The 12,512-nt window shown below is 39.0% G+C and carries 13 protein-coding genes; 2 read left to right on the top strand and 11 right to left on the bottom strand.

Annotated features, from left to right (window positions below; all coding sequences use genetic code 11):
* Nucleotides 1-66: 66 nt before the first annotated feature.
* Both MHI18_RS17355 and MHI18_RS17350 read left to right on the top strand, forming a co-directional pair.
* A complete protein-coding gene (locus MHI18_RS17355) occupies nucleotides 67-948 on the top strand; it encodes a hypothetical protein (RefSeq protein ID WP_340849119.1) in 882 nt (293 codons plus the stop codon).
* Between the two features lie 176 nt (nucleotides 949-1,124).
* Nucleotides 1,125-2,255, top strand: a complete 1,131-nt coding sequence (locus tag MHI18_RS17350; RefSeq protein ID WP_340849116.1) for a CAP domain-containing protein — start codon at nucleotides 1,125-1,127, stop codon at nucleotides 2,253-2,255.
* A gap of 36 nt (nucleotides 2,256-2,291) precedes the next feature.
* Here MHI18_RS17350 and MHI18_RS17345 read toward each other — a convergent pair whose 3' ends face one another.
* The 11 genes from MHI18_RS17345 to MHI18_RS17295 form a co-directional block, all read right to left on the bottom strand.
* The gene (locus MHI18_RS17345) at nucleotides 2,292-2,468 is read right to left on the bottom strand and encodes a hypothetical protein (protein WP_340849114.1); all 177 of its coding nucleotides are present in this window, start codon (nucleotides 2,466-2,468) and stop codon (nucleotides 2,292-2,294) included.
* A 139-nt stretch (nucleotides 2,469-2,607) separates the two neighbouring features.
* Nucleotides 2,608-3,408 (bottom strand): endonuclease I family protein, encoded by an 801-nt coding sequence (locus tag MHI18_RS17340; RefSeq protein WP_445670043.1) that lies wholly within the window; start codon nucleotides 3,406-3,408, stop codon nucleotides 2,608-2,610.
* Nucleotides 3,408-4,373: a S8 family peptidase gene (locus tag MHI18_RS17335; protein WP_340849109.1), complete on the bottom strand. Its 966-nt coding sequence runs from the start codon at nucleotides 4,371-4,373 to the stop codon at nucleotides 3,408-3,410. The genes MHI18_RS17340 and MHI18_RS17335 overlap by 1 nt, the downstream gene beginning before the upstream one ends.
* A gap of 128 nt (nucleotides 4,374-4,501) precedes the next feature.
* A complete protein-coding gene (locus MHI18_RS17330; protein WP_340849107.1) occupies nucleotides 4,502-4,789 on the bottom strand; it encodes an ATP-binding protein in 288 nt (95 codons plus the stop codon).
* 211 nt (nucleotides 4,790-5,000) lie between these two features.
* Nucleotides 5,001-5,651, bottom strand: a complete 651-nt coding sequence (nadD, locus tag MHI18_RS17325; protein WP_340849104.1) for a nicotinate (nicotinamide) nucleotide adenylyltransferase — start codon at nucleotides 5,649-5,651, stop codon at nucleotides 5,001-5,003.
* Nucleotides 5,652-5,667: 16 nt separating this feature from the next.
* Complete coding sequence (locus MHI18_RS17320) at nucleotides 5,668-7,137, bottom strand: nicotinate phosphoribosyltransferase (protein WP_340849101.1); 1,470 nt, start codon at nucleotides 7,135-7,137, stop codon at nucleotides 5,668-5,670.
* 18 nt (nucleotides 7,138-7,155) lie between these two features.
* Nucleotides 7,156-7,701, bottom strand: a complete 546-nt coding sequence (locus MHI18_RS17315) for a cysteine hydrolase family protein (RefSeq protein WP_340849099.1) — start codon at nucleotides 7,699-7,701, stop codon at nucleotides 7,156-7,158.
* A gap of 47 nt (nucleotides 7,702-7,748) precedes the next feature.
* Complete coding sequence (locus tag MHI18_RS17310) at nucleotides 7,749-8,546, bottom strand: NUDIX domain-containing protein (RefSeq protein WP_340849096.1); 798 nt, start codon at nucleotides 8,544-8,546, stop codon at nucleotides 7,749-7,751.
* A gap of 255 nt (nucleotides 8,547-8,801) precedes the next feature.
* Nucleotides 8,802-9,428, bottom strand: a complete 627-nt coding sequence (locus MHI18_RS17305) for a YesL family protein (protein WP_340849093.1) — start codon at nucleotides 9,426-9,428, stop codon at nucleotides 8,802-8,804.
* Nucleotides 9,429-9,449: 21 nt separating this feature from the next.
* On the bottom strand, nucleotides 9,450-11,564 hold the full coding sequence (locus MHI18_RS17300; protein WP_340849090.1) for a glycoside hydrolase family 52 protein: 2,115 nt from the start codon (nucleotides 11,562-11,564) through the stop codon (nucleotides 9,450-9,452).
* A 33-nt stretch (nucleotides 11,565-11,597) separates the two neighbouring features.
* Nucleotides 11,598-12,491: a carbohydrate ABC transporter permease gene (locus MHI18_RS17295; RefSeq protein ID WP_340849087.1), complete on the bottom strand. Its 894-nt coding sequence runs from the start codon at nucleotides 12,489-12,491 to the stop codon at nucleotides 11,598-11,600.
* Between the last annotated feature and the right edge of the window lie 21 nt (nucleotides 12,492-12,512).

Raw genomic sequence — 12,512 nt, 5'->3', positions numbered from 1 at the left:
TTTCTGAAACACTCTTTATAATAAACAAATGAATTAGCAAAATAAAGTAATTTCTGGGAGGATATCATGTATAACTGGATTGGAAGCAAGCCGACTTTTTCACAAAAATCGTTGATCAGTCAGTTTGAACCACTATTGCTTGAAGCTGAAAAATACTGCCTTCATTCTGATGAGGTAATATTAAAAGCAATTGAAGCGGAATTTGTGAAGAACGAAACTAAAGTCTATGGCCTGTTAATCCTAACAAGTCGGTATTTTGCTTTTCTTGGGCTGAATGAATATTTTAGATACAGTCTTGAAGAACTGTTGGACTACCGTTTGGATACAGATATTCACAATAAAGACAATTGGAATTTATCATTCCTTACAAATTGCGGGCATTTAAACTATGAAAATATTAATAAAAATGAGGATTCAAAAGAATTTCTTGATGCGCTGGAAATGAAATTTGCGCATCCTGAATATACAATACAAACAACGGTCACACATGATTTTAAATACTTGCTGACCGCTGAACGGTTACATGATTATCATATTAAAAACATCCAAGTCACCCCTTTCTTGCTTAAACGGGATAACATGGGAATGAGTAAAAACGGAATAAGAATGCTGCAGGAGCTGCATCCAACTGCTAAGTTTATTTCCGAAGGATACTACGAGGATGAACAAAAAGCTGGAAACTTTATTACGATAGATCAAGATATTCTATTGTATGAATATAATAATAAAACACGTAGTGCTGCTCTCATTAAAAAGTGGCCGCTTACCTTCTTCGATGGAATGCCAGTGAATCATGGCAGTATGGAAACAGAAATAGTAGATCCTTCCGGTAAGTTAGTCATCAGTGACAACGGAAGGTTCTGTGAAACTCTCCTGAATAAAATGGGCATTACCTTGACTAAACAACAAAAAAAATGGCATAAACTCTTCAGCTTCAAAATCAGCTGATTTTAAAAGAGGATGACACCGAACGGCCAACGTTCTAGTGTCACCCTCTTTTTTTACTTAATTTACTAGAGACCCAATGTTTCATTTATTTATTAAAAAAAGATAAAATAGTTTGATACAACTTCATAAATGGATATAACTATACACGTTTCTATATAAAGTTAGGAGGAGAATATTTGGAACGTTTGATAAAATTAATCATTGTATGCCTTATTCTAGCTGGTGTCTGGAATTTGTACGGCGACCATTTAAAGAACGGCAATTATCAAGCTGCCTATATAGATGCTAAGACTGATATTATATCTATCAAAGAAAATCCTACTGTCATCTCAACTTTTGAACGATTACAAACTGGATTATCTACATTGATTGATAAATTGGATCAAAAAATGGACCCTGATTCGAAGTTCGAGTCAAAGTCAGTGGAAAAACCTGATTTATCCTCACCAACTACTCAATCATTCTCTGTTTATAACATCGAAATTGGTGATTCAAAAGAAAAAGTTGAGAAACAGGTTGGGAAGGCTAAACGGGCGTCTATTAACGAATATGGTGTGAAATGGCACACTTATCATACTGATTATCAAAATTTCTTTATGGCCGCCTACAACGATGCAGGGAAGGTCGCTGGGCTGTATACTAATCAGGACCTAATTACGTCTAAATCTGGAATTACCCTGAACAGTTCTAAAAATGAAGCACTTAAGCTTCTTGGTGAACCACTTACGTCTATGCGAAAAGGTATTGTTACTTATCAGATGCAAGACACGCAGGAATCTACCCTCTTCAAACTCGATGACAACTATATTACTATTTTTTACGATAAACATGAAAACGATCGCGTTACTGCGATTCAAATCATATCTGCAGAACTTGAAAAGCAAAAAAAGACATTCTATCCTGAACCGAATGATGAACTTAAAGAAGGATTTGAATATCAATTATTTGATTTGACCAATGCTGCTCGAGTCACCCATGGCCTTAACTTCCTAACATGGAATGAAGTCGTTAAGGACACTGCTCGTAAGCACAGTGCTGATATGGCTAAGAATAATTACTTTAACCATACTAACCTCAGAGGTGAGTCTCCCTTTGACCGAATGAAAGCTGACAACATCCGCTTTAGCACAGCTGGGGAAAACCTAGCTACTGGACAGCTCAGTAGTATCTTTGCACATGAGGGCCTAATGAACTCACTTGGCCACCGGGAAAACATCCTGCAGAAGGACTTCAGAGAATTAGGCGTCGGTGTTGACTTCAGTTCAGACAAACGACCCTATTATACCGAAAATTTTGTAACTAAATAATAAAAAGTTGTACCTGTTTTTACAGGTACAACTTTTTTATTTGTCTTTCATTATCGCATAGGCTCTAATCATTGATGCAATAAACATAGTGACTGAACCGCCAAGCAGCATATAAATAAATGTATTTTTTGTAATCATGTCCAGAGGATAAAGCAGCCCCCCAACAATCAACAAGGCACCAATTCCTGAAATTATCCAGCTAAGTTTTTTCAAAATTATCATTCCTTTATTATACTCATACTACTAATTGTATCAAACCAGCGGACGATTTTACATTCTATGTTCTTTTAAAATAACAAAAAAAACTTGAGAAATGCCGAAATTCCGGGTTTTCTCAAGTTTTTCCCTATATTTATAGAATCATTGACCGTGCAGATTCAGGAAAATCAATAAAAGGATTACGATTTCCTTGCAGCTCCTGAATGGCTTGATTTCGGTGCAATTCATAGCGTGATACCGGAAACCTTTGATGCCATTCTAGTAAAAGAGAGATATTCACCAGTTCGTGCGATATGGTTTGCGGGTAGCGCAGTAAAAAATAGAGGGTGGACCGAGCCACGATTCCTTTTCCGTATTCAGGCTCAAACTTTCCACCCTCATTTTTTCCGCATCCATCCTTTATACCAAGAATCAACCGCTCTGGAATATAATCTAAAAAGTCATCATATGGATGGTTACCGCGGATGCTATTACATCCAGGGTCACAGGCAAAAAGGTGATGAAGATCTCCTTTCATCGGATCTTTCTTGTGAAACCAGGATTGTGGAACCACATGTTCACAGTTTAAAAGTGACGTCCCTAATTGTCCCTGCTGAGCTTCTTGCTCTAATTTCCGAATATCCGCTTCAATCACCTCAAGGGGATCCATCCTTTTCCCCGAATACAAACTTTTAAGCGTTCGATCTTCCTGTAGATCGACCCAGGGATATAAATATCGATGCGGGGTATAGCTTAATTTTTGAAGATGTGTTTCTTCTAAAAGCTTTCTTATTCGTGAAGATAGATAACTATCCTTAAAAGAAATCATACGGTAATAGTCATTTTTTTGTTTTAAGTCGGTACCTTCATTATAATAATCACGATTCAAAACAGCTTTTAGCTCAGCTTTGCACCACGCACGTTCTTGGGCAAGTTCATGCAAAAGGTCATTCATCATATACTTAACTTCTCAGGTTTCATTTTCTTACTTAGGACTTCTTCTAAATAGTCTACCGTTGTAAGATATAACAACCCATTGCCTTCAAGCTTCGGGGAATTCCCCAGCGGAATTGTTCTTCTAATTAACTGTGAATAGAGCTCCGGTTCAGTCAGTGTTCGTCCAAAGCTCTCGTTTACCATCACTTTAATTAACGCCAGCGCACCAGATACATGAGGAGTCGCCATCGACGTACCACTCAGTTTAGCATACTGGCCATTTAGATAGGTTGAGAGAATCTCCTCACCCGGAGCAACCAGGTCCACCTCATTATTAGAATTGGTAAACGGTGAAGACCTTCTCTCTAAATCAATTGCCCCTACACTAATGACTTCGTTATAGCAGCCGGGATAGCCCATTTCATCCGTAGTATCATCTCCGTCACCATCATTCCCTGCTGCACACACGACAAGAATCTGTTTAGAAATTGCCTGTTGGATTGCTTGATGGAGCTCTGGGACATCCTCAGAACCTCCAAGACTCATTGAGATAATATCTACCTTTTGTTCGACCGCATAATTGATTCCATTAATAATCCATTCGTATTGGCCGGAACCTTTTTTGTCTAAAACCTTCAAAATTAATAAATCAGCTTCAGGTGCCACTCCTGCCACACCAACATCATTCTTTTCCGCCGCAATTGTCCCGGCCACATGGGTACCATGTCCATTATAATCGACAAACATTTCGGGATTGGATTGATCATCATCAGTAAAATTCCGCCCGCCGATAATCCGATTCTTCAAATCTGGGTGGGTTATATCACAGCCTGTGTCGAGTATGGCTACTGTAATACCTTTTCCTTTTGATTTGTTCCACACGTTTGGAGCCTGAATCAATTCGACTCCTCTTGGCACTTCAGTTGTTTCAAGTTCGACAGTTTTCACCTGATACGGAAATAAATGAACTTTTTTTTGTTCCATTTTTCACTCCTCCTGACAGGTTATATCTATGCCGACACCAAAGTTGGGTATTCATATTTTACCAATTAAATACCATTCATACTAGTTACCTTCGAAGGATTTGGTAAAAAAAATTCACTAAACACCCACTAACTTCGTAAGTTGTTCACCTCACTGGCTATATCCTTCATTAACTCAATCAACCTAGAATGATGAGTGAAGAATATAACTTGTGTTTTCTTTGATAGCTCTAATAGTACCTTTAAGGTTTCTTTTGCCCGTTCATCATCAAAATGGATCAGTATATCGTCAACTATGAAAGGAATATGTTCATTTTCCTGAACATATTTATCAATACTTGCCAGGCGGAGAGCCAAGTATAATTGATCCTTCGTACCATCACTCATCCCTTCAACCGAGACTCTTTCTCCATCCAAACTGTCTTTATTCGCGTGTTGCTTAGGGGGTTGCTTTCCTCTAGGCATCTCTTTTGTGCGAAACAGAATATTTCTGTGCGCTTGAAGCTTTTTTGTGTGCGGAATCGGACAAATAGTGTGCGCTTCCGGCATCTTCTTGTGCGGAAGGCTTGGTGCGGCAACACAGAAAAAAGCTGTCGAGAATATCGACAGCTTGATTATGCATGTACACCTACAATCGTTCTTTCTGATACAAACCATGATCCTTTATATATTGGTAACATGGATCAGGCAAAAGGTATCTTGGTTCTCCTCCTGCAGCCAGTTCATCGCGGATGTAAGAACTGCTTATTTCCATTTGCAATCCTTTATCGATTAAGTGAAACTTTCTGCCGTCATCGGAATTTCGAAGCAGCGGACTTTTAGAGATAGCTTTTAACATATCAATTCCATCTCGGGCCATAACGATAAATTTATGATTTGCAATCAGCTTTTCTCGATGTTTCCAACGCTTATGAATAGGCAGATCTTGATTATCCATCTCAATTAGGAGATCTGCTCCCATAATGAAATATAGTTCATCATTCGGGTATACCTCTGTAAAATATTCCATCGTATACCAAGTGTACTGCTTACTTGTACCGGCAAGCTCGTTCATTTCATAATCACTCGCTTCAAATTTATGATTATCTGCGATCGCCATTTGAAGCATGTTCCAGCGATGTTCATTACTTGTTTTCATCTGCTTATCAATTCGGTTGTTCGCACAAGGCAGGAAAATGACACGGTCAAGCTTCGCCCTATTAGCAATCGTAGACGCTGTCCATAAATGGACATTAGTGACCGGATCAAAGGATGATCCATAGATACCTATTTTGCCCACTTCTGTTCCTCCTTGATTATTTTACTTGCAGACGCTCTTGAACCTTTTGCTTTACTTCTTCAATATTTTTCATTTTATTGTCCCAGCATTTTTGACTCAAATCTACGGGATATTCTTCAGGATGCAGGGAGCGCTTGTATTCATTCCATAACAGCTCAAGATTTTCAAAGGTATATTGTTGAGCCGCTTTAAGGTCTGGTAGTTTGTACACCAGCTCTCCCTTAATAAATATGTCCTTATGAAGTTCTTTCGCTATAAAATTAGTAACAAATTTGCTCACATAGGTGTGAACAGGATGAAACATTTTCAAGCGCTCTTCTTCTTGTGGATTTTCCTCCTCAAGGGCAATATAATCCCCTTCTGCTTTTCCACTGCTGCTATTAATAATTCGATAGACACGCTTAAGACCAGGTGTGGTGACTTTCTCTGGATTACCGGAAATTTTTATTGTATCCATCATGGTTCCATCTTCATTCTCAATCGAAACTAGTTTATAAACAGCTCCAAGTGCCGGTTGATCGTATGCTGTAATAAGTTTCGTCCCAATGCCCCAGTTGTCTATTCGGGCACCCTGTGACTTCAAGTTTATGATGGTATATTCATCTAAATCATTAGAAGCAGTGATTTTTGCATTTGGGAAGCCTGCATCATCCAGCATTTTCCGAGCTTCCTTAGATAAATAGGCAAGGTCTCCGCTGTCGAGGCGTATCCCTTTGAAATTAATCTTGCTTCCTAATTCCTTTGCTACTTTAATAGCAGTTGGAACACCCGACTTTAACGTATCATAGGTGTCCACTAGAAATACACAATCTTTATGCGTTTCAGCATATTTATGAAAAGCCTTGTATTCATCTTGGTATGCCTGAACTAATGCATGGGCGTGGGTACCCGCAACTGGGATACCAAACATTTTACCGGCACGCACATTACTCGTTGCATCAAACCCGCCAATAAAAGCGGCCCGCGTTCCCCAAATGGCAGCTTCCATTTCCTGTGCTCTTCTGCTTCCAAATTCCATCGCTGTTTCCGTCCCAATAACCTGTTTGATTCTTGATGCCTTAGTCGCAATCAACGTTTGATAATTGATAATATTCAGCAAGGCTGTTTCAATAATCTGCGCTTCAGCAAGGGGTGCTTCCACACGCAATATGGGCTCATTTCCAAAGACAAGCTCTCCTTCCGACATCGCTTTAATCGTACCGGTGAAGGTCATCTCTTTAAGATAGGATAAGAATTCTTCTGAATAGTGAAGTTCATCCTTTAGATAAGCTATATCACTATCGGTAAAATGGAATTTATTAATGTACTCGATTACTTTTTCTAGTCCAGCAAAAATGGCATAGCCATTGCCAAACGGAAGCTTTCGAAAATACAGTTCAAAAACAGCTTTTCTTTGATGAATATTATCTTTCCAATATGTTTCTGCCATATTTATTTGGTATAAATCTGTATGCAATGCCCATCCATCATCATTGTATTGCTTCATAACTTTCCCCACTCCCACTTAAAGAATAGTTGCTCCGAGACTGCCTTTAAAATGACCCAACGCCCATTCGTGTCCTGCTTGATTAAAACTTGCCACAGCCTCTTCATGAACCGTGATTTTATAGCCTTTATTATAAGCATCTACCGCAGTATGCAAGACGCATATATCCGTACAGACACCAATTAAATGAAGATCTGTTACACCGCGTTCACGAAGCCAGATATCTAAATTGGTCCCAGCAAACGCAGAATATCGAGTTTTATCCATATATAAAACCTTTTCGGAATTCTTATTCTCTTCATAGAATTCCGCTAAACCACCATATAATTCACGTCCTTTTGTTCCAGCTAGGTTATGTGGAGGAAATAATTTCGTTTCAGGATGAAATGGATCATCCTTTACATGGACATCAATAGCTAACACAACATAATTTTCGGATTCTAGAAATTCTTTCGTTAATGAAACAACTTTCTTTTCTATTTCTTCACCAGGTTTTCCTACTGGAAGAGCACCATTCACAAAATCGTTCGTGTAATCAATATTAATCAAAGCTTTTTTATTCATAGCCCGACACTCCTTTTAGATAAAGTGGTTTAATCTTTAGAGCCCGCTTATTTATAGATACTCTTTATAGGAATATAATCTGTAAAACGATAGAGCTTTGTTTTAAATTTCGAGTTTCTTTGTGTCGTTTTATGACTATTGTCCTCATTAAGAACTGCTTCAAGAAACGGAAATTTCGGGGCCTTTCTCCAGAAAAACGGTTCAGACTTTACCACTTCATTCACAATATCCCCGGCAGTACAAAGAATAACATTGCGTAGTTCAGATAATGTAAATTCTTCTGGTAGGAACTCTTTTGCCAAAGTCGTTTGAACCATATCCAATCGAATTTGCGCCAATGCATCCTTAATAATATATCTGTGGTCAAAAGCAAGTTCCTGATTAAGAGCATCCCTTACTTCAAGGACTTTGACGTCTGCTGCATCGTCTCCGGCTTTTCGATTCTCTAAAAGATGTTCAGGAACGACCGCGTAATGTGCGTTCGTTATCATCCAACCCCGTGGATCGCGCCCTTCCCTGTCATACACACCAAAATGCTTTAAATGAAGACCTCGGATGTCTGTCTCTTCCGCTAACTCGCGTGCTGCCGCTTCAATAGCTGTTTCATGCGGATCAATAAATCCTCCAGGCAGCGCCCACTTGCCTCCCTCAATATTGGGTGAACCATCAGCATTAGAAAGAGATCTTTTTATAAGAAGAATCCTTAACGAACGGCCATAAACCGCTGCTTCGTCATGAGTGATTGTGAAAATCGCTATATCACTTGTATATCCATCAGGCGTACGATATTTCTTTACATCGTACGCCTTTAAAGCTTCTTTAGGATCAATAAACTCATCCAGCAAAAAATCACCTCCATCCCTTCCATTAATGATTAACTAATTGTTAATTGTATTATATCTGGTTTTTACGAATTTTACAATAATTTACTTATCTATTTTTAAAGTTCCCCTTTAATCTGCTGTCATATTCAGACCGATATAAACTAATTCAGTACCCTACAAAATCATAAAGATAAACAAAAAAAGACTCACTATGTAGGAACCTCCGAAAGTTAGACAATAACTTTCGGGGGTCACATTACTAGGAATCTTTTTATTTTAGATTGTTTCCTTTTGGCGACATTCAAGAGAAGCAAAGCTCTTTAATGCGAAGAACATCACGAGAACTGTAATCAAAGATATTCCAAAGAACGGAATTAAACTAGGCAGCAGCCAATAGATAACACTTACTGCACATATGGTGATCATCATTAAGAAAAGGTGCAATGGATTCACAATGGCTATCAGCAGTGCATTTTTAATCTGCAAAAAGAAGGATTGTTCAAAATGTACGTAAACCGGAAAAACGTACAGGATTATAGCAGTAAGCAGGAAGATTACAATGATAAGTGGTACCGTGAAAATCACCTGAATCAACCCACCGACACTTTGCAGGAAAAGAACATCAGCAAGTAAAAAACCAGCCGTTAACAATAGTATAAACCCGAGTTTATTTGCTGAAAAAAATTCTTGTTTATATGTGGACATAAAGACAGGGAATATCGCAAATTCAGGATCCTTCAAAAACCATTTTCTTACTACGGTACAAATAGCAATGGTCGCTGGCATGATCCCAAGTAATAGAAGGCCTGCTACAGAAAAAACGATCCATAATAGATTAACATAAGCTATTTTTGTGACCCAGCTGCAAAGAGTATAAAAACTGCCTGCTGTTTTTGGATCCATTGTTGTCACCTCCTCCATCCTTTAGGCTTCATCCAGCCAAAGAATGCTGGTAACCCCTCTAGGATAATATTTACTTCCTGCTATTTCTCCTGAGATAATCTGATCACTCCAGCTCCATATTGATAATTCAGGGTGTGTCAACCATTCTACATGGGCTTTATCCGCTCTAGCACCTGCCTCGTCCCATACTTCGCCTAATATTTCTCTAGCGATAAATTGACACAAATAAATTTTACTCAACCATGAATTATTGCTAGTCGAGGAGATTTTCCAGCCTCCATCTTCAAACAGACAATTTTCTTCTGTCATAATTGTCTCAAAGTGCTGTTTCAGCGCCTGAATATACGGACCGAATCGACCGTTTTCTTCCAAAGCTTCACGGCAATTCATATAGTAAGGGAACAACAGCCCCTCGATAGCAGGAATTATTTTCGAATCATTCCCTTCACCAAGAATAGCTGGAATATACCCTTCCGGAGTCTGGTAACTGACAATACTTTCTGAACACTTCACTGCTTGTTCTCCCGCTAGTTGGCCAAGCTCAGGTTTTCCATTTTCAGTAAACAGCTTTTCGAGAGCAATATAGGAGGCCCAGCATTTTCCTGCTAGATACAAGTTATTACGTGCCTGCCCAAGTGAAACATCAAGGCTGTCATAAGTTGTGATTTCTGCACCGCCCATGACTCTTGATGAATCCAGACCCATAATTCCATTTCTTTTGTTCGGCTCAGGATGATCTCGATTAAGCATACTTTGAAAACAAGCTTCTAAGACTTCCATATTACGTTGTAACCAATCATGATCCTTCGTTTGCTCTGAATAGACGGAAGCACAAAGAATCCAGTTAATAAGCTGTTCATGAGTCATATGGGAGAAGCACCCGTCAATACTGTATAACTCATAGGAAGAGTACTTTGGTCTAGAAATGGTATTTGCTACACCCATGTCATGAGTAAAAGAAATTCCTCCATCATATTCTTTTTCCTCACCAGGAAATCTCACTCGATCGTGGTAGCTAAAACGCTTTACAAACATATCAAGTTCATTTTTCACTGTCCAAGGATTCATTTTTAATTCAAAAAACAACTGATCGACTGTCAAGTCAAAGGTATTCATCATCCTATATTCACCTTCATTAACTACCCAGAAAGGCTTATCTTCAGTATCGAGGAGCTGCGTTGCTCCATAATAACTGCGAATGGAATGATTCAGCATAAATGTTTGATCATCGGATAAATGCTTTCTCTCTGTTAATTGATTTGCCTCGATAGCCGAATCCCTTAACAGCTGGAAACGATTCAATGTATAGGAGGCAACATCCTCTATAGAAGAAAAGTATTTACTATAATAATAGGAGCTGTCCATGCCTGCTGTGACAAGTCCCCCGCGATAAAAGCATAATGCGAATTGATAGGTACGAGATACTCCCGCAGGCACGTCCATAATCAGTGCTCCGACCGAACCAAGACCGAATGTCCAATTTTCTTCTTGTGTTTCCGTTAAAATATTCTCTAAACTAAAGTGCTGCGCAGATTTCACACTAGAATCATTCGTAGCTATGGCTGTTAATCGTCCCTGTGCAACTCCCTTTACGCCTGAGGACGCTTCATCAAGACGCCGCATTGAGCTATAGGGGTCGGTGCCCTGGTATCCAAAAAAGGCCCGCCGCGACTTTGAGCTTCCTGTGTTATCAATCGTAAACTCTGCAAGAACAGCTGGAACAAGTGTCTGTTTCAATTCCTCTTCACTTGCTGTCTCTGGATTTGGAACCGCTTTTGCCTGCGAGTAGATGGTAAAGGTCATATCTCCAGCAGCCCATGTATCTGTTCCAAGCTTGAATTCACGTGTAATCTCGTCTTTGGGAAAAGGACTCAGAATTCGTGGTTTATCAGGATTAGGATCAGGATTTTCGATATCATATCGCTTACTTTCATCTTCATCGGGAAGAGAGAAAAACGGAAATGTCTCATACATCCCTTCCTTAGAAAGAGATTCTGCTCCAATAAAAACATTCTGCCTTGGTGACCGGCCCAATTCTAAATCAAATCCTCCCCCGTTTCCTGGAAAGCCTAAGGTAAAACTTGAAAAAGCGCCAATAGGAGAATGATGTGCATTAAAAAAAAGGTTTTCAGGCATGCTTTTCACCACTTTCTTTAAGTTTGTTGTTTCCTATCCTTTAACAGATCCCGCTGCGATTCCTTCAACAATCCGGTTGCTCATTACTAAAAAGGCTAGTAATATTGGGAGAATACTGATCATCAATGTTGCTCCGATTGCTCCCCAATCTGTGGTATATTGACCAATAAAGTTTTGGATGCCGACGGTTAATGTTTTGTACTTCTCTGAACTAATAAACGTATTAACAAAAACAAATTCATTCCAGTTATAAATCATATTGATAATGCTTGCTGTTGCCATGACTGGCATCGACATGGGTAAGGAAATCCGGAAAAAGATTCGGTGAACAGATGCCCCGTCCATTACAGCAGCTTCTTCAACCTCTTTCGGAAGTGTTTGATAAAAGCCCAATAAGATCATAATCGTAATCGGCAAGTTAAAAGCTGTGTATGACAAAATGATGGATAGCGGATTATCAATCAGATTAAGTTTAGAAAATGTATTGAATAGAGGAATCAAGGTTGAATGAACGGGAATCATTAGTCCGACCATAAATAAACCCAGAACGAGTTTATTCAATTTCCAGTTCATACGTGTTATTGCAAAAGTCACCATACTCGCTAATAATACCGTTAAGACTACGGCAGATACGGTATACACTACACTATTAAGAAAGTATTGACTGATATTTCCTTCTGTCCATACCCGCACATAATTTTCCCATTTCGGATCTGTTGGAATAGACAACGGAGACATATTAAATACTTCCTGATTGTTTTTTAGAGAAAAAAGAAACAGCCAAACGATAGGGAATATTTGAAAGATCGCTAGAATGATTAATACCACATATAAAAGACTATATGCTGTTTTACTTCCTACTCCTGATAAAGGGTTGCTTGTTTTTTTACCAGGTAGTGCACTTGGTTTGGTTTGTAAACTGCTCATCGTGTTTCCTCCTTCCTTCTA

Source organism: Peribacillus sp. FSL H8-0477 (assembly GCF_038002765.1).
Lineage (GTDB): Bacteria > Bacillota > Bacilli > Bacillales > DSM-1321 > Peribacillus.
The sequence above is the reverse complement of the archived record's forward strand: the minus strand, read 5'-3'. Positions and strand labels throughout refer to the sequence as shown.